We start from the raw sequence: 16739 nt of genomic DNA, 5'->3' as shown, positions 1-16739 counted from the left end.
CGGAACGATGGCGTCATGGCAAGGACACGGGAACCCCAGAGCGCGATCGTCAACCGACTGCTCAAGGGCGAGGCGACCAAGGACGACACCACGACGGCCCAGGCGAACTTCCTGCTGTGGCTGCGCCAGGAGTGGGCCGGGGACGGCGACCAGGCGCTGACGGCCTGCCAGGACATGCTGACGCAGGCCGGCGGCGAGGAGTGGCGGGCACTGCCGGAGCGTGATCTGTCCGCCCACGTCTGGCTGTTCAGCTTCTCCTGCCCGAGCCGGGACGACCTGGCCGGCCAGGCGCGGAACTGGGTGACGGCGGTCCACGCCAACGGCGGGGCCCCGGCGATCGCCCGCCTGGTCAGGCACCTGCGGGGGCAGCCGGAGTGACGTGCGCGGCCGGAGCGCCGCCCGCAGTGGCCGGGGCGTCCGGAGCGGCCGGAGCGCTGCCCGCAGTGGCCGGGGTGTCCTGAGCGGCCGCTTCCGGCAGGGGCACGGCGGGGTCGAGCAGGTCGGTGAGCCGCCGGGCCGAGGCCTCCCAGGTCCAGTGCTCCTCGGCCCAGCGCCGCCCCGCCGCCCCCATCCGGGCGCGCTCGGCGGGCGGGGCCAGCAGGATCCGGGTCAGGGCGGCTGCCACCTCGGCGGGGGCCCGGCCGTCGACCACCGCGCCGGTGACACCGTCCAGGACGGTGTCCGGGGCGCCGCCGGAGCGGCCGGCCACCACCGGGAGGCCGGCGGCCGCCGCCTCCAGGAAGACGATGCCCAGGCCCTCGGCCTCCAGGCCCAGCCGGCGGGTGCGGCACGGCATCGCGAAGACGTCCGCCCCGGCGTAGTGGACGGCGGTCGCGGCATGGTCGAGGCCGCCGGTGAACACCACGCTGCCCGGCTCGGTGAGCCGGCGGGCGAGGCCCCGCAGCCGGCCCTCGTCCGGGCCCCGGCCGACCAGCACCAGGGTGGTCCCGGGCACGGCCCGGCGGACCGCGGGCAGCGCCCGGATCAGCGCGTCCTGGCCCTTGCGCGGGACCAGTCGCGCCACGCAGAGGACCACCGGTGCGGTCGCCGGGCTCCCGGCGCCGGTGGGCCGGAACACCGACGGGTCGACCCCCGGCACCAGGCGCGTCAGCCGGGCGTCCGGCCCGAGCGCGGGCGCGATCCGGGCCCGGGTGTAGGCGCCGAGGTAGGTCACCACGTCCGTACCGCGGCCGATCCGGCGCAGCAGGCCGCGGGCGCCCGGGGTGCGGGCCCACCAGATCTCGTGGCCGTGGGTGGTGGCGACGGTGCGGCGGATTCCCGGGGCCAGCCGCCGCAGGTCGGGCGCCATCGCGGCGAGCGGGGCCGCGGCGCCGAACCAGACCCGGTCGCAGCCGTGGGCGCGGGCGATCTCCGCGGCCCGCCGGGTGGCCCGCGGGGTCGGCAGCAGCACGCGGGCGCGGTCGCGGATCACCGGGTAGGGGAGAGCGGCGTCGTGGCGCTCGGCGCCCGGTTCGGCCGAGGTGTAGACCACGACGTCGTGACCGGGGACGCGGTCGGCCATCGCCCGGACGAAGGTCTCGATGCCGCCCTGGCGCGGCGGGAAGTCGTTGGTGACGACGAGGGTGGTGCCCATGGCAGGCCTTTCGGAACGGAGGACGAGGAGGAGAGCAGGACGAGGACGAGCGGCAGCGCGAGGTAGCCGAACCGCCCGGCGGGCGCCAGCAGGAAGGCCGCCGACAGCCCCAGGGCCAGCCGGTGCGCCGCGGCGGCCGCGGTGCGGGGCGGGCGGGTGAGCAGTGAGGCCCCGACGGCGAGCCCGGCGAGCAGCAGCAGGCCGACGGCGGCGTACCAGCCCACCGGGCCGAGATCGGCGAGCAGCCGCCCGGGCAGCGGGCTGGCGGCCGGGGTCGCCAGCCGGCCGCGACCGGTGGGGAAGGCGAACACCTGCTCCACCAGCGGCCCGGGCGCGCGCAGCGCCACCGGCAGCACCGCCACCGCCGCCGCCCCCACCGCGACGGCCGTCCCGCGCAGCGCCGCGCGCCGCCCGGCGGCGGCCGCCAACAGGGCCGCCATCACGGCGAGCGCCGGCCAGGCCGTCCACTTCAGCGAACAGGCGGCGGCCAGCGCCGACCCGGCCGCCACCGGCCGCCGTTCGGCGGCGCGGACCAGGGCGAGCCGGCACAGGCCGATGAGCGGCAGGTCGACCCCGCTGACGCAGAGCGGCAGCGCGACCACCGGCGAGGCGGTGAGCGCGGCGGCGCCGAGCCGGCGCCCGGCGGGCACCGTCCGCAGCGCGCAGACCAGGAAGACCGCCGCGCACCAGAGCCGGGCGTCACCCAGCGGCGAACCGCCCAGCAGCGCCCGGGGCAGGCCCAGCAGGGCCATCCCCGGGAGGTACGGGTCGTACTCCTCGACGGCCTGCGGGTCGGCCCGGTACGGCGTGCCGGTGTGCAGCAGCAGTGACCCGGAGCGCTCGATCACCCCGACCTCGCTCTGCCCCTGCCCGGTCGACAGCAGCACGAGCAGCGGCACCAGCACCGCCCCGACGGCCGCGACGGCCACCGACAGCTCGGGCCCGCGCCGCCGTGCCGTCGCCACGACCAGCGCCGCGAGCAGGTACCCACCGGCCGCCCAGGCCCCCCAACTCCGGTGCGGCCCGAGCCCGGACACCAGCGGGAACGCCCCCGCCCACCCCGCCGCGGCCAGCCATCCACCGCACCACCACCACGCCCGTTTCGTCACCCCTTCATTGCATCGCCGCAGGCCGGCGGGGTCAGCAGGGTCAAGTCGAGTCCCGTGGTCGGGTTTCCCCTACCTCCGCCCGGGCGCCGCACGTGTCCGCGGCACCGGCCCACTGCCGCGGGCGGCGAGCCGGTCCGTCCGGCCCGGGAGCCGAACGCCCCCGGCCCGCACTGACGTTCGGTGGCAGGTGGATTACTGATCGTCCCGACGGGCCCGCTATCCTCGCCGTGTGCTGAGGTCGTGGGATGCGGCGGTGGAGCGGGCGCAGGACCGGCTGGCGGCGGGGCCGCGGCTGCGGGCGGCCGGTCCGGGGGAGGAACGGCGGTTCGCGCTCTGGGACTTGGCGTCCCTGGTGGAGGGCGGGCTGGGCGAGCTGGTGGACCCGGACGGGCTGGCGCCGCAGGCGGAGCGCGGGTGGCGGGAGCGGCTGGGGGAGAGCGGGCGGGAGTGGCCCGGCGGCGAGCTGTACCGGCGCCGCTACTGGATCCAGGGCGACGGCGGCACGGCCGTCGGTACCGTCGCGGTGGACAACTGGACGAAGGGCCCGAGCCAGCTCGCCGTCTCCTCCCTCTACGTGACCCCGGAGGCGCGCGGCCGCGGCCTGGCCGCCGCCGCGCTGGACGAGGTGTACGCGGCGGCCACCGCCGAGGGCCTGCCCGGGTTCCGGCTGGAGGCGCACTGGGCCTGGCAGCCGGCGGTCCGCTACTACCTGCGCCGGGGCCTGTGGGTGGTGGGCTGGAAGCGCTCGCTGTCCTTCGCCCGGATGCCCCAACTCCCCGCGCACCGCGTGCGGGAGGAGGACGGCCGGCTGCTCCTGCTGGTCGAGGACCGGCTGCGCGGCTGGGTGCCGATACTGGCCGCCGGGCAGGAGGGCCGCTGGCTGCGGCTGGACGAGACGGCGGACTACCGGGGCTGCGACGGCTGGGTGCACGAGTACGCCCGCTCCACGCTCGCCCTGTACCTGGCGCTGGCCGGCCGGCCGCTGGTGCGCGGCCCGCAGTGGTGGGCGGAGGCGTGGCGCTGGTCGGACGCCGGGGAGCCGGAGGGCCTGGCGTACCGGATCGAGGAGTTCGAACGGTTGGCCAGGGCGGCGGGACGGCCGGTGGCGAGCCCGTACCGCCCGGTGCCGCTGCCGGAGTCCCCGCTGCCGGAATCCCGTCTCCCGGAGCCCCCGCTGCCGGAGCAGGCCTCGCCCGGGCGGGCGGCGCCGGAGCAGGTCCGGCCGGTTTCCTCGCGGCTGGCAGACTCGGGGGATGGCTGAGATCGAGATCGACGGCGCCCCCGCCGACCCGGCGCGGCTGGCCGCGCTGGGGCTGCTCAACTACGGGCACTTCACCACCCTGCGCGCCGAGGCGGGCCGGGTGCGCGGTCTGGCGCTGCACCTGGACCGGCTGGTCCGGGACTGCCGGCTGCTGTTCGGCACCGAACTGGACCGGGCGGTCGTGCGGGAGCGGATCGGTGCGGTGCTGCCGGCCGACGGCGCGCCGGTGATCGTCCGCGTCACCGTGTACGACCCGGCGCTCGGCCTGGAGCGCCCCGCCGCCCCGGCCGCACCCGCCCTGCTGGTGACCACCCGCCCGGCCGCGACGTCCGACCCCGCCCCGCTGCGGGTCCGCACCACCCCCTACCGGCGGGAGCTGCCGGAGGTGAAGCACGTCGGCCTGTTCGGCCTGGTGCACCACCGCCGGCAGGCCCAACTGGCGGGCTTCGACGACGTGTTGCTGGTCGACGAGGGCGGCCTGGTGGTCGAGGGCGCGACCTGGAACGTCGGCTTCCTGGCCGGGGACGAGCTGGTCTGGCCGCAGGGCCCCAGCCTGCCCGGCGTCACCGAGGCCCTGCTGTCCGCCGCGTACCGCGGCCCGCAGTCCCGCGCGCAGCTGCCCGCCGACGCGCTGGCCCGCTTCACCGCCGCCTTCGCGGTCAACGCGGGCGCCGGGGTGCGTCCGCTGGCGGCCGTGGACGGCACCGCCTTCGACCCCGCGCACCCGGTGCTCGCCGAGCTGCGAGCCTCCTACCTGGGGATTCCCGGCGAACGGGTGGGGGGATAACCCCACCTCAGGTCCGCCGGTGGCCTGCATGGTCCACGGAGCCCGCGCTTCCTAGGTTTGAGCGCGTTGACGACGAGCGACGCAGAACCGAAGGAAGGCCCACCCATGGCACGCCGCCAAGACCACCGCAGGACCGACGAGTTCGGAACGGACCGGTACGGCCACGGCCACGGCCACACCGCGGACCGGTTCGGCGGCGCCCCGTACGCCCCGGCCCCGCAGGCGGCCCCCGCGATCGAGCTGCGCGGGGTGCGCCGCGACTACGGGCGCGGCGAGGAGACGGTGCAGGCGCTGCGCGGCGTCGACCTGGCGCTCGCCCACGGCAGCTTCACCGCGGTGATGGGCCCGTCCGGCTCCGGCAAGTCCACCTTCCTCCAGTGCGCGGCGGGCCTGGACCGCCCGGACGCCGGGCAGGTCCTGCTGGGCGGCGAGGACATCACCGCGCTCGGCGAGAACCGGCTGACCAAGCTGCGCCGCAGCCGGATCGGCTTCGTCTTCCAGTCCTTCAACCTGCTGCCCTCGCTGACCGTCGAGCAGAACGTGCTGCTCCCGCAGCGCCTCGCCGGGGAGCGCCAGGACCGCGCCCGGGCGCGGGAGCTGCTGGCACGGGTGGGCCTCGGCGAGCACGCCGGGCGGCGGCCCGGCCAGCTCTCCGGCGGCCAGCAGCAGCGGGTGGCGATCGCCCGCGCGCTGATCACCCGCCCGGACGTGGTGTTCGCCGACGAGCCGACCGGCGCGCTGGACACCCGGACCGCGCACGAGGTGCTGTCCCTGCTGCGGCAGGCCGTGGACTCGCTCGGCGCGACGGTGGTGATGGTGACCCACGACCCGGTGGCGGCCTCCTTCGCCGACCGGGCGCTGTTCCTGGCCGGCGGCGCGATCGTCGACGACCTGCCGCACCCGACCCCGCAGGCCGTCGCGGACCGGATGGTCGCGCTGACCGCCCGCCCGGTGGGAGCGGCGGCATGACGAACGGACTCGCGCGCGCCTCGGTGCGCTTCCGGCCCGCGTCCTTCGCGGGCACCCTGGTCGCCCTGCTGCTGGGCGCCGCCGTGGTGGTCGCCTGCGGAGTGCTGTTGCAGACCGGCCTGACCGCGAGCCTCGCGCCGACCCGGTACGCGGCCGCCCCGGTGGTGGTCGCGGCCGAGCAGACCGTGAAGTTCCAGCGGAAGATCGGCGAGGACACCGAGACCGAGGGGCAGGCCGTCCCGGAGCGGGCCCGGACGGACGCCGCGCTGGTCGCCCGGCTGGCCGCCCTGCCCGGGGTCGCGGCCGCCCGCCCGGACACCGCCTTCCCGCTGCCCGCCACCGACCGGGCGCCGGCCCTGACCGGCCGGGGCTTCGCCGCGCTCGGCATCGCCGGGCCGGGCGACAAGCTGGTCGAGGGCCGCGCCCCCGGCGCGAACGAGGTGGTGTTGGACGCCGACACGGCGCACGCCGCCCATCTCGTGCCCGGCGCGAGCCTCACGCTCACCGCGCCCGGCGGCACCGCGGACTACCGGGTCTCCGGCCTGGCCGCCGCCCAGCAGGCCGGCCCCACCGCCTGGTTCGCCGACGCCACCGCCGACCGCCTCTCCGGCCACCCCGGCCGGATCGACGCCGTCGCCGTACAGCCCCGCGAGGGCGTCACCACCGCCGCGCTCGCCGCGCAGGTCCGCCAGGCCGTCGGCGGCGACGCCAGGACCTTCACCGGGCACGACCGGAGCGCCGTCGAGCACCCCGCCCTCGGCGACGCCCGCACCATGCTGATCGCGCTCGGCGGCACCTTCGGCGGCTACGCCACCATGACCGCGGTCTTCGTGGTGATGAGCACCGTCGCCCTCGCCACCGGCCAGCGCGCCCGCGAGTTCGCCCTGCTGCGTGCCATCGGCGCCACCCCGCGCCAGATCCGCCGCACCATCGCCGCCGAGGCGATGCTGGTCGCACCGCTCGCAGCGGTCCTCGGTGTCCTGCCCGGACTCGCCCTCGCCCGCTGGTGGTTCGGCCAGCTGGTCGAGCGCGGCGCCGTCCCCGCGGACGTCCGCCTGGACGTCGGTCCGCTGCCGGTGCTCGCCGCCGTCCTGGTCTGCACCCTCGCCGCGCTGACCGCCGGCTTCCTGGCCGCCCGCCGGCCGTCTCGGATGCGGGCCGCCCAGGCGCTCGGCGAGGCCGCCGCCGAGCCGCCCCGCCCGGGCCGGGTGCGCACCGTCCTCGGGCTGGTCTTCGTCGCCGGTGGCGTCGCGGCTGCCGCCGTCGCCACCTCCCTGGACGGCGCCAAGGCCGCCCAGACCGCGATCGGCGTGGTGATGTGCTTCATGCTGGCCGTCGCCCTGCTCGGCCCCTGGCTGGCCCGCGCCGCCGCCGTGGTGCTCGGCGCCCCGCTGCGCGCCGGCGGCGCGCCCGGCTCGCTGGCCGCCGACAACACCCGCGCCAACGCCCGCCGGCTGGCCTCCGCGATCACCCCGATCGTGCTGGTCACCGCCTTCTGCGGCACCCTGCTGATCCTCCAGAGCACCGTGCGCCACACCACCGGCGAGAACGTCCGGGCCGGTGTCACCGCCGACCACGTGATCGCCTCCACCGGCCCCGGCCTGCCCGCCGGGACGGCCGAGCGGGCCGCCCGGGTGCCCGGCGTGGACACCGCCGTCGGCGTGCTGCGCACCGGAGTCGTCTTCGAGAACCTCGGCCAGCCGGGCTCCGCCCCCGTGCTCGGCGTCGACGGCGACCCGGCCCGGCTGCCGAAGGTGCTCGACCTGGGCGTGCGCAGCGGCTCGCTCGCCGACCTCGGCCGCGCCCCCGACACCATCGCGCTGAGCGCCACCATGGCCGACGCGTTCGGCGCCGGGGTCGGCGACCGGGTGAAGCTCTGGCTCGGCGACGGCACCGCCGTGCGGCCCGCCGTGGTGGCGGTGTACGACCGTGGGCTCGGCGTCGGCCAGGCGCTGCTGCCCCGGGCCGCGGTGGCCACGCACGTCACCACCGGGTACGACAGCCAGGTGCTGGTCGCCGACGCGCCGGGCGCCGACCCCGCGGCGGTGACCGCCGGACTGGGCGCCCTGACCGGGGTCGCCGTGACCGACCGGGCCGGTTTCGTCGCCCAGGCCGACAGGGGCCTGGAACTCAGCGGCTGGGCCAACACCGTGATGGCCGCCGTGCTCGGCGGGTTCGCCGCCGTCAGCGCCGCGAACACCCTGGTGATGACGGTGCTGGACCGGCGCCGTGAGGTCGCGCTGCTGCGACTGGCCGGCACCACCCGGCGCCAGGTGCGCGGCATGATGCGCTGGGAGGCGCTGCTGGTCGCCTCGGCCGGGCTGGCGGTCGGCGCGGCGATCGCCGGGATCACCCTGGTGCCGGTCACCCGGGGCGTCGCCAACTCCGCCCCGTACGTGCCGCCGATGCTCGCCCTGCCGCTGGCCGCCGGAGCCGTGCTGCTCTGCCTCGCGGCGACCGGGGTGCCGGTCCGGGCGCTGCTGCGGACCCGGCCGGCGACGCTGGGCACGGCACGCCAGTAGCGGCGGAGCGGAAGCGGGACGCGGTGAGAGGGGTGCGCTCGAGGACGACTCGGGCGCACCCCTCGTTCGGGCGAGGGCGACGGCCCGAGTGGGTGGCAGACGAAACCACCGGAAGAACCAACGGGCCCTATTCGGGCTGATCGTGACGTCCGATCAGTTGGTACCACGACCGCCGGATGGGCTTCACCGGTCCTGCCGTCTGGCGCGGACTGGCCGGCTTCCACCTCGGGCACGACGACGAGGAGGCCGCGCTGCCGCTGCCGCGCGGTGAGCGGGACCTGGGCCGCCCCGGCCGCCGGAGTGCCACAGGGCGTGCCGTGCCCCGCGGCACTCGCGTTCCGGCGCCGCCGGACTGCGGCTCCTCAGCCGACCGGCGGCCGTGCCGTCGCGACCAGCAGCGCCGTGGCGACCAGCAGGCCGGCGGCGTAGTACGGCCCGAGGCCGCCGGCCGCGGTGCCGAGGGTCGCGGCGGCGAGCAGCGGGCCGGCGGTGGCCCCGAGGTTGAGCGCGGCGGTGGCGTAGGCGCCCGCCAGGGTGGGGGCGTCGGCCGCCTCGTACAGCACCCGCGTGATCAGCGTGCCGCCGACCGCGAAGGACAGCGCGCCCAGCAGGAACACCAGCGGCAGCAGCGCGCCGGGTACGTCCGCCAGGACGGCGAGCACGGGCCAGCCCGCGAGCAGCAGCGGGCCGCCGACGGCGAGGAGCCGGCCGGGGTGCCGGTCCGCGAGCCGTCCGGCGACGGTGACCCCGGCGAACGACCCGGCGCCGAACAGCACCAGGGCGACCGGCACCCACGGCTCGCCCAGTCCGGCGGGGCCGGTCACCACGGGAGCGAGGAAGGTGAAACAGCCGAAGGTCGCCGCGTTCACCAGCGCGGCGACCAGCATCGCGCGTCGCAGCCGCGGGCGGCGCAGCTCGGCGAGCTCCGTGCGCAGCGCGAGGGCCGGGGGCGCGCTCGGGGTCGGGATCAGGGGTGCCGAAGTGACCGTCGGCGGAAGGTACGCGGCGATGCCGGCGGCGGCCGGAAGGCAGAGCAGGGTGACGGCCCAGAACGTGGCCCGCCACCCGAACAGCGCGCCCAGCGCCGCCCCGCCGGGGACGCCGGCCACCGTCGCCACCGTCGTTCCCGACAGCAGCACGGCGATCGCCCGCCCCTTGCGGTCCGCCGGGACCAGCGCGGCGACGGTGGTCAGGGCCACCGCCAGGAACCCGGCGTTGGCGAGCGCGGCCACCACCCGGGTGGCGAACAGCACCGGGAAGCTCGCGGTGAGCGCCCCGACGGCGTGTGCCGCCGCGAAGGCCAGGACGAACCCGAGCAGGCTGCCGCGACCCGACCGGTTGCGGACGAGCACGGCCATCAGGGGCGCGCCGACCGCCATCCCGACCGCGAAGGCCGAGGTCAGCCCGCCGGCGGTGCCGACGGGGACGCCGAGGTCGGCGGCGAGGTCGGGCAACAGCCCGGCGAGCATGAACTCCGAGGTGCCCATGGCGAACACCGCCAGGGCGAGCAGGTAGAGCGGAAGAGGCATGGAGAGGCTCCGAGGAGGGCGGTGGGAACGAGGAACGGACGTCTCGTCACCGCACGCTCAGCCCCCGGACGGCGCGGACGTGGCGCTCGCCCGGACCGGAACTCGGTGGTTCGGTTCGGGGGTGGCGGGTTTCAGGGGGCTGACGGCGTGTGACCGAAAGCCCCCACCTTGGATGCCTCAGGGCTCGACATGCCCGCAGGCTACCCGACCGTCCGCTGTCGGAGCACCCGGTTCCGACCCACCAGGGCGGCGTGAAGAAGATCGAAGAAGATCATCGCCGCGCTGGACTCCCGCGGCGTCCTGTCCGTCGCCGGCCGGGCGTTCACCAACCAGCAGAACCTGACCCACTGGCGGTACCGGGGCTCCGCGCACTCACCGGAGTGCGCGGACCCTCCGCCGTTCGCCGTTCGCCGTGCGTCGTTCGCCGACCCGGCCGCCGTCGGGCGGCGCCGGTCACCGGCTCACGGCACCAGCACCCGCAGGGCGTCCTTCGCCACCGCGACGTCCACCGGGAGCGAGGTGATGAACTCCCCGTCGGCGTAGGCGGTGATGCCGGGCGACTCGATCCGCAGGGACTCGGTGCGCAGCGTGGTGACCTCCGGGTGGCTGATGTGGGTGCCCTTGAAGAGCGTCGGGAAGAAGCGGGCGATGCGCAGCCGCGGCATGGCGTCGACGAGGGTGACGTCGAGCAGCCCGTCGTCGGGCAGGGCGGCGGGGCAGATCAGCATGCCGCCGCCGTAGCTGCGGGTGTTGCCTACGGCGGCCAGCGTCAGGTCGCGTTCGATGACGGTGCCGTCGGCGAGGGTGATCCGGAACGGCAGCGGGCGCAGGTTGGCGAACTCGGCGGCGATGGCGAGGTTGTAGCGCATCCGGCCGCGCGGCCAGCGCAGCCGGTTGGCGCGGTCGCTGACGAGCGAGTCGAAGCCGGTGGCGAGGACGGAGCCGTACCAGCGGACGGCGCCGTCCGGGCCGGTGACCCGGCCGAGGTCGATGCCGCGGGTGCGCCCGGCGGCGATGACGTCGGCGGCGGCTTCGGGGGCGCCGAGCGGCAGCCCGTACTCACGGGCGTGGTCGTTGCCGGTGCCGGCGGGTATCACGCCGAGTGGCACGGGGGTGCCGGCCAGGGCCTGGAGGGCGAGGTTGATCATGCCGTCGCCGCCGACCACGGCCACCGCGTCCACCCCGTCGGCCGCCGCCTCGCGGGCGAGGCGGACGGCGTCCTCGGGGGAGCGCCCGGCGTGCGGCTCGACCTCGACGCCGAGGGCCCGCAGCCGGGCGGTGGCCCGGTGGGCGGCGGGCTCGGCATGGCCGACGCCCGCCGCCGGGTTGGTGAGAACGGCGACCCTGCGGACGGTTCTCACCCCGTTCACGGGATCAACTTGCCCGGGTTGAGGATGCCCGCCGGGTCGAGTTCGGCCTTGACGGCGCGCAGGATGCGCACGCCGAGATCGCCGACCTCCTCGGTCATCCAGGGCCGGTGGTCGGCGCCGACGGCGTGGTGGTGGCTGATGGTGCCGCCCGCGCCGATGATGGCGTCCCCGGCGGCGCGCTTGGCGACGCCCCAGCGGGTCAGCGGCTCCTCGCCGAGCGCGGCGACGACGGTGAAGTAGAGCGAGGCGCCGGTCGGGTAGACGTGCGAGATGTGGCAGAGCACGAGGGCACCGGGCAGGGCCCCGGTGAGCGCCTCGGTGACGGCGGTGCGCAGGGCCGGCAGCCGGCTCCAGCTCGTCGCGGTCTCCAGGGTCTCGCACAGCGCGCCCGCGCTGAGCAGGGAGTCGCGCAGGTAGGGGGCGTTGAACCGGCCGTGCTCCCAGGCCCGGGCCGGGGCCTCGCCGAGCGAGGTGCCGCCGGCGGCGAGCAGGGCGTCGCGGGTGAGCTGCTGCCGGGCGGCGACCTGGGTGGCGCTGCCCTCGAAGACGGTGACGGCCAGGCAGCCGCTGACCGCCGGGGCGCCGCCGATCTGCTCGGTCATCGCCAGGTTGATCATGGTCTCGGCCTCGTCGGAGAGCCGGATCACGGTCGGGCCGGTGCCCTGCTGCTCGACGGCGCGCAGCGCGGCCGCCCCGGTGGCGAAGTCGGGGAAGCTCCACGCCTCGTACGCCTTGACGGCGGGCAGCGGGTGAACCCGCAGCCGGACGGCGGTGATCACGCCGAGGGTGCCCTCGGAGCCGAGGAAGAGCTGGCGCAGGTCGGGGCCTGCGGCGGAGGCGGGGGCGCGGCCGAGGTCGAGCACGCCGGCGGGGGTGACGACGCGCAGGCCGCGCACCATCTCGTCGAAGCGTCCGTACCCGGCGGAGTCCTGGCCGGAGGAGCGGGTGGCCGCGAAGCCGCCGATGGTGGCGTAGCGGAAGCTCTGCGGGTAGTGACCGAGCTCCCAGCCGCGTTCGGCGAGCAGCGCCTCCGCGGCCGGGCCGGTGAGGCCCGCGCCGAGGACGGCCTCGCCGGAGGTCTCGTCCAGGTCGAGCAGCCGGTCGAAGCGGCGCAGGTCGAGCGAGACGACGGCGTCGAGGCCGCCGCGCTCGGGGTCGAGGCCGCCGACCACGCTGGTGCCGCCGCCGAACGGGACGACGGCGATGCGGAGTTCGGCGCACACCGCGAGGACGGCGGCGACCTCCTGCTCGTCGCCGGGCAGCACGACCGCGTCGGGCGCGTCCTGCGCCTCGCGGCTGCGGCGGCGCAGCAGGTCCGGGGTGGACTTGCCGCCGGCGCGCGGCAGCCGGTCGGCGTCGGCGGCGCTGACGTTGGCCTCGCCGACGGCGGCGGCCAGGGCGGCGAGGGCTTCGGCGGAGAGCCGGGACGGGCGCAGCACGACCTCGTCGGCGCTCGGCCCGGGGGTGGCATCGCCGGTCACCCCGAGGGCCGCGGCGAGCAGTCCCTTGATGTCGGCGGACAGCTCCTTGGCCAGGGCCGGGTCGCCCCAGGCGTCCCACTTCATCGGGGGGAGCGGAAGTGCGGCGCCGGCCGGTCCCGCTTGCGTTTCAGGTGCCATGCGTTACAGTTTCACACATCATGTCAAGTAGTAACGCCGAGCCTCAGCCCCCGGCCGCCGGGGAGCGCAGCACCGACGACGCGATCCTGGACGCCGCCGCCGACCTGATCGTCCACCTCGGCGTGCGCCGCACCCAGCTGGCCGAGATCGCCCGCCGCGCCGGGGTCAGCCGCCCGACCGTCTACCGCCGCTGGCCCGACGTCCGGGCGGTGATCGGCGCACTGCTCACCCGGGAGATCATGACCACCCTGGAGGGCGCCGGGCTGGACGTCCACGACCGGGAGACCCTCGTCGACCGGGTCGTGGAGATCGCCGTCCGGCTGCGCGACCACCCGGTGCTCGGCGCACTGCTGCACTCCGACGACTCCGACCTGCTCCTCCAGTACGTCGTCGAGCGGCTCGGCGCCAGCCAGCGCGGCCTGCTGGAGGCACTGCGCACCGGCATCGAGCAGGGCCAGGAGCACGGCTCGATCCGGGCCGGCGAGCCGCTCGAACTGGCCGCCATGGTCCTGCTGATCGCCCAGTCCACCGTCCAGTCGCACCGCATGGTCGCCTCCCTGCTGCCCGAGGCGGCCTGGCGGCGCGAACTGGCCAGAGCACTGAACGGATACCTCGCTCCATGACCCCCACCGCAGGCCCGTACGCCGGGACCTCCCGACTCGACGCCGCACGCCGCACGCTGGAGCTCGAAGCGCTCGCTGACGGCCCCCGGATCGACCTCCTGGTCATCGGCGGCGGCGTCACCGGTGCCGGCGTGGCCCTGGACGCGGCCTCACGCGGCCTGCGCACGGTGCTGGTCGAGGCCCGCGACCTGGCCTTCGGCACGAGCCGCTGGAGCTCCAAGCTGGTGCACGGCGGCCTGCGCTACCTCGCCTCCGGGCGGATCAAGGTGGCCAGGGAGAGCGCCGTCGAGCGCGGCGTGCTGATGACCCGCACCGCCCCGCACCTGATCCGGGCGCTGCCCCAACTGGTGCCGCTGCTCCCCGACCTGCTGCGCCCCGGCCAGGCCACGCTGATCCGCACCGGCTTCCACGCCGGGGACGCGCTGCGCCTGACGGCCGGCACCCCGGGCGCGCTGCTGCCGCGGGTGCGCCGGATCGACGCCGACCGGACCCGCCGGCTGGTGCCGGGCGTGCGGACGGACGGGCTGCGCGGCGCGCTGGTGGCGCACGACGGCCAACTCGTGGACGACGCCCGACTGGTGGTCGCCCTGGCCAGGACCGCCGCGCAGTACGGGGCGAGCGTGCTGACCAGGGTGCGCGCCGAGCAGGTCACCGGCACCTCGGCCCGGCTGGTCGACACCCTCACCGGGCAGGAACTGGCCGTCCGGGCCGGCGCGGTGGTCAACGCCACCGGCGTCTGGGCGGGCGAGGTGGACGCCTCGATCAGGCTCCGGCCCAGCCGGGGCACCCACCTGCTGGTGGACGCGCAGGCGCTCGGCAACCCGACCGCCGCCCTCACCGTCCCGGTGCCCGGCTCCACCAGCCGGTTCGTCTTCGCCCTGCCGCAGCAGCTCGGCCGGGTCGCGATCGGCCTGACCGACGAGGACGCCCCGGGCCCGATCCCGGACGAGCCCCAGCCCACCGAGGCCGAGCTCTCCTTCCTCCTCGACACCGTCAACGCGGCCCTCGAGACCGCTCTGACCAGGGCGGACGTGCGCGGGGCCCACGCCGGGCTGCGCCCGCTGATCGACACCGGGGACGGCAGCACCGCCGACATCTCCCGCGAGCACGCCGTGCTGGAGAACCCGGACGGGGTGGTCACCGTGGTCGGCGGCAAGCTCACCACCTACCGCAAGATGGCCGAGGACGCGGTGGACGCCGCCGTCCGGCTGCGCGGCCTGTCGGCCCGGGCCTGCTGGACGGCCCGGCTGCCGCTGATCGGCGCCCCCGGCCACCGGGACAGCCGCCCGCTGCCCACCGGGGATGGGGGCGCCGGTTCGGTGCCCGCCTCGCTGCTCGCGCGCCACGGTGGTGCGGCCCACGAGGTGCTGGCGGCGGGGGAGTTGACGCCGGTCGCGGAGGGCCTGGACGTGACCCGCGCCGAGATCGCCTACGCCGTCAGCCACGAGGGCGCGCTGGACGTGGCCGACGTGCTCGACCGCCGCACCAGGATCGGGCTGGTCGCGGAGGACGCCGAGCGGGCCCGCAAGACCGTCGAGGAGATCCTCGGAGAGTGCCGCGAGGCGGGTCAGGAGGGCTGAGCGGCCCGGGGGAGGGGCGCGAGGTCCGGCTCGACCCGGCTCGTCCGGGCCCGCTCGTCCGCGAGCGTCCCGGGTCGGTGGCGGCGGACGCCGAGCCAGGTGAGCCGGACGTGCTGAAGCGGGACCGGCGGGCCGTCGGGGTCAGCGGGCCGTGCGCTCGGGCATCGGGTGTTCGGCGCCGGAAAGCTCCAGCACGCAGGAGAGCGGGTGCTCGGCCCGGCCGGTGCGCTCCAGCCGCACCGCGAGCGGCTTCGGCGGCTCCTCGGCGACCTGGGTGGCGAGGGTCAGCGGGTAGGTGCCGTGCCCGTGGACGCGGTGGAAGGCGCACTCCTTGCCGTCGACCAGCACCTCGGTCTCGGTGATCCGGCCGGAGCGGATGTTGACGGTCACCGAGTGCCCGCCCTGGTCGAGGTGGAAGCTGTACCGCTGGCGCATCGGGACCTCCGGCGACCGGGCCGCGACGAGGGGGAGCGAGGGGGCGGGGGGAAGATCCGACGAGGGGAAATCCACTGACAGTTTAAGGCCTGTCTTCGAACTCGCGTCTGCGGGGCGCCCGCCCTCCGGGCGGACGAAGGGGGTTGGAGGACAGGCCCAGGGCGGCGGGTCGTTAGGGTGCTCGGCATGCGGAGCACAGCGGGTGGCCTGCGGCCGTACGGGCCGGACGACGAGGTGGCGGAGCACGAGTACGTCCTCGGGCTGTACCGGGTGCCGGTCAAGGTGAGGACGGGGCGGAAGGCCGGCCCGCCGCCGCGGTCCGGGCGGCTGGAGGCGTGGGTGGACGGGGGCGCGCTGCGGGCCGTCCTGCGCCGTCTGGGTGCGCGGGCGCTGCCCACCCTCGCCCGGCACGAGCCGGACCTCGACTTCAGCAGCCGGATCGGGCGGCCGTCGATGGCCGGGCTGGTCCGGGAGGTCGAGCGGGTGGACCTGACCCGGCTCCCGGCCGCCGAGCGCGAGGTGCTGAGCCTGCTGCTGGGCTGGGGCCGCAGGTCGCTGGCCGAGGACGGCGCGCTGCGGATCGAGATCGACGCCGTGCAGTGAGCGTGAGCAGTGAGCGGTTCCCGTGCGCGACCCGGAGAAATTCCCGGGGCGGGCCCACCCGCAGACGGATTCTCGTGATCTCTACAGTGTTGTAGATTCGTCCACAGGGAGAGATCAGAGGAGGGCATTGTGGGAGTTTCGCTGGCCAAGGGCGGCAACGTCTCGCTGAGCAAGGAGGCGCCCGGCCTGAGCGCCGTGATCGTCGGTCTCGGCTGGGACGTGCGCACCACCACCGGGGCCGACTACGACCTGGACGCCAGTGCGCTGCTGTGCAACGCGCTGGGCAAGGTGGTCTCGGACCAGCACTTCGTCTTCTTCAACAACCTCCGCAGCCCCGAGGGTTCGGTCGAGCACAGCGGCGACAACCTGACCGGCGGCGGGGACGGGGACGACGAGCAGATCAAGGTCGACCTGGACCGCGTCCCGGCCGACGTGGCCAAGGTGGTCTTCCCGGTGTCGATCTACGACGCCGACGCCCGGCTGCAGAACTTCGGCCAGGTGCGCAACGCGTTCATCCGGATCGTCAACCAGGCCAACGGCCTCGAGATCGCGCGCTACGACCTGACCGAGGACGCCTCCACCGAGACCGCGATGGTCTTCGGCGAGCTGTACCGCAACGGCAACGAGTGGAAGTTCCGTGCCATCGGCCAGGGCTACGCCTCCGGCCTGCGCGGCATCGCGACCGACTACGGCGTCAACGTCTGATCGTCCGCGGTGATCTGACGGGGTTTCGACGGC

Annotated in this window: 15 protein-coding genes; 9 read left to right on the top strand and 6 right to left on the bottom strand. The window is 76.4% G+C overall.

The genetic code is table 11. The features are described from left to right. Positions 1-15: 15 nt before the first annotated feature. Complete coding sequence (locus ACWDBE_RS21055) at positions 16-378, top strand: hypothetical protein (protein WP_449788642.1); 363 nt, start codon at positions 16-18, stop codon at positions 376-378. Here the strand turns inward: ACWDBE_RS21055 and ACWDBE_RS21050 are convergent. After that, a complete protein-coding gene (locus ACWDBE_RS21050) occupies positions 350-1522 on the bottom strand; it encodes a glycosyltransferase family 4 protein (RefSeq protein ID WP_449788704.1) in 1173 nt (390 codons plus the stop codon). The genes ACWDBE_RS21055 and ACWDBE_RS21050 overlap by 29 nt on opposite strands. Continuing rightward, entirely contained in the window at positions 1429-2703 is a 1275-nt protein-coding gene (locus tag ACWDBE_RS21045) for a hypothetical protein (RefSeq protein ID WP_449808754.1), read from the bottom strand. The genes ACWDBE_RS21050 and ACWDBE_RS21045 overlap by 94 nt, the downstream gene beginning before the upstream one ends. 229 nt (positions 2704-2932) lie before the next feature. Here ACWDBE_RS21045 and ACWDBE_RS21040 point away from each other — a divergent pair, with 229 nt between their 5' ends. The 4 genes from ACWDBE_RS21040 to ACWDBE_RS21025 all read left to right on the top strand — a co-directional run bounded on the left by ACWDBE_RS21040 (position 2933) and on the right by ACWDBE_RS21025 (position 8242). Next, positions 2933-3964 (top strand): GNAT family N-acetyltransferase, encoded by a 1032-nt coding sequence (locus ACWDBE_RS21040; RefSeq protein WP_449808753.1) that lies wholly within the window; start codon positions 2933-2935, stop codon positions 3962-3964. Beyond that, complete coding sequence (locus tag ACWDBE_RS21035) at positions 3957-4751, top strand: aminotransferase class IV (protein ID WP_449788639.1); 795 nt, start codon at positions 3957-3959, stop codon at positions 4749-4751. Before ACWDBE_RS21040 ends, ACWDBE_RS21035 begins: the two co-directional genes overlap by 8 nt. A gap of 105 nt (positions 4752-4856) precedes the next feature. Next, positions 4857-5720, top strand: coding sequence for an ABC transporter ATP-binding protein (locus ACWDBE_RS21030; protein WP_449808752.1), 864 nt, complete (start codon positions 4857-4859; stop codon positions 5718-5720). Next, entirely contained in the window at positions 5717-8242 is a 2526-nt protein-coding gene (locus tag ACWDBE_RS21025) for an FtsX-like permease family protein (RefSeq protein ID WP_449808751.1), read from the top strand. The genes ACWDBE_RS21030 and ACWDBE_RS21025 overlap by 4 nt, the downstream gene beginning before the upstream one ends. A 362-nt stretch (positions 8243-8604) precedes the next feature. On the opposite strand, the gene ACWDBE_RS21020 is transcribed toward ACWDBE_RS21025, so the two are convergent. The 3 genes from ACWDBE_RS21020 to ACWDBE_RS21010 all read right to left on the bottom strand — a co-directional run bounded on the left by ACWDBE_RS21020 (position 8605) and on the right by ACWDBE_RS21010 (position 12706). After that, positions 8605-9771, bottom strand: coding sequence for a Cmx/CmrA family chloramphenicol efflux MFS transporter (locus ACWDBE_RS21020; RefSeq protein WP_449788636.1), 1167 nt, complete (start codon positions 9769-9771; stop codon positions 8605-8607). 461 nt (positions 9772-10232) lie between these two features. Then, positions 10233-11141, bottom strand: a complete 909-nt coding sequence (locus ACWDBE_RS21015; protein ID WP_449808750.1) for a diacylglycerol kinase — start codon at positions 11139-11141, stop codon at positions 10233-10235. Next, the gene (locus tag ACWDBE_RS21010; RefSeq protein WP_449788634.1) at positions 11138-12706 is read right to left on the bottom strand and encodes an FAD-binding oxidoreductase; all 1569 of its coding nucleotides are present in this window, start codon (positions 12704-12706) and stop codon (positions 11138-11140) included. Before ACWDBE_RS21010 ends, ACWDBE_RS21015 begins: the two co-directional genes overlap by 4 nt. 74 nt (positions 12707-12780) lie before the next feature. Here ACWDBE_RS21010 and ACWDBE_RS21005 point away from each other — a divergent pair, with 74 nt between their 5' ends. Both ACWDBE_RS21005 and ACWDBE_RS21000 read left to right on the top strand, forming a co-directional pair. Continuing rightward, positions 12781-13383 carry a TetR/AcrR family transcriptional regulator gene (locus tag ACWDBE_RS21005; protein WP_449788633.1) on the top strand — a complete coding sequence of 201 codons (603 nt, stop codon included), beginning with the start codon at positions 12781-12783 and terminating at the stop codon, positions 13381-13383. After that, positions 13380-14963 (top strand): glycerol-3-phosphate dehydrogenase/oxidase, encoded by a 1584-nt coding sequence (locus ACWDBE_RS21000; RefSeq protein WP_449808749.1) that lies wholly within the window; start codon positions 13380-13382, stop codon positions 14961-14963. The genes ACWDBE_RS21005 and ACWDBE_RS21000 overlap by 4 nt, the downstream gene beginning before the upstream one ends. Before the next feature lie 141 nt (positions 14964-15104). Here the strand turns inward: ACWDBE_RS21000 and ACWDBE_RS20995 are convergent, their stop codons facing one another. Further along, positions 15105-15398, bottom strand: a complete 294-nt coding sequence (locus ACWDBE_RS20995) for a hypothetical protein (RefSeq protein WP_449788631.1) — start codon at positions 15396-15398, stop codon at positions 15105-15107. Between the two features lie 186 nt (positions 15399-15584). Here ACWDBE_RS20995 and ACWDBE_RS20990 point away from each other — a divergent pair, with 186 nt between their 5' ends. Both ACWDBE_RS20990 and ACWDBE_RS20985 read left to right on the top strand, forming a co-directional pair. Continuing rightward, positions 15585-16001: a hypothetical protein gene (locus tag ACWDBE_RS20990; protein WP_449808748.1), complete on the top strand. Its 417-nt coding sequence runs from the start codon at positions 15585-15587 to the stop codon at positions 15999-16001. A gap of 129 nt (positions 16002-16130) precedes the next feature. Continuing rightward, complete coding sequence (locus tag ACWDBE_RS20985; RefSeq protein WP_049650185.1) at positions 16131-16706, top strand: TerD family protein; 576 nt, start codon at positions 16131-16133, stop codon at positions 16704-16706. The last annotated feature ends 33 nt before the right edge of the window (positions 16707-16739 follow it).

The sequence above is a fragment of the Kitasatospora sp. NPDC001132 genome (genome assembly GCF_053598415.1).
This window is presented reverse-complemented; position numbering and strand designations above follow the sequence as displayed.

Coding starts and splice junctions, on each gene's coding strand:
- ACWDBE_RS21000 (WP_449808749.1), top strand. CDS start 13,380: ATGACCCCCACCGCAGGCCCGTACGCCGGGACCTCCCGACTCGACGCC.
- ACWDBE_RS21055 (WP_449788642.1), top strand. CDS start 16: ATGGCAAGGACACGGGAACCCCAGAGCGCGATCGTCAACCGACTGCTC.
- ACWDBE_RS21030 (WP_449808752.1), top strand. CDS start 4,857: ATGGCACGCCGCCAAGACCACCGCAGGACCGACGAGTTCGGAACGGAC.
- ACWDBE_RS21005 (WP_449788633.1), top strand. CDS start 12,781: ATGTCAAGTAGTAACGCCGAGCCTCAGCCCCCGGCCGCCGGGGAGCGC.
- ACWDBE_RS20990 (WP_449808748.1), top strand. CDS start 15,585: ATGCGGAGCACAGCGGGTGGCCTGCGGCCGTACGGGCCGGACGACGAG.
- ACWDBE_RS21035 (WP_449788639.1), top strand. CDS start 3,957: ATGGCTGAGATCGAGATCGACGGCGCCCCCGCCGACCCGGCGCGGCTG.
- ACWDBE_RS20995 (WP_449788631.1), bottom strand. CDS start 15,398: ATGCGCCAGCGGTACAGCTTCCACCTCGACCAGGGCGGGCACTCGGTG.
- ACWDBE_RS21025 (WP_449808751.1), top strand. CDS start 5,717: ATGACGAACGGACTCGCGCGCGCCTCGGTGCGCTTCCGGCCCGCGTCC.
- ACWDBE_RS21050 (WP_449788704.1), bottom strand. CDS start 1,522: ATGGCCGACCGCGTCCCCGGTCACGACGTCGTGGTCTACACCTCGGCC.
- ACWDBE_RS21010 (WP_449788634.1), bottom strand. CDS start 12,706: ATGAAGTGGGACGCCTGGGGCGACCCGGCCCTGGCCAAGGAGCTGTCC.
- ACWDBE_RS21020 (WP_449788636.1), bottom strand. CDS start 9,771: ATGCCTCTTCCGCTCTACCTGCTCGCCCTGGCGGTGTTCGCCATGGGC.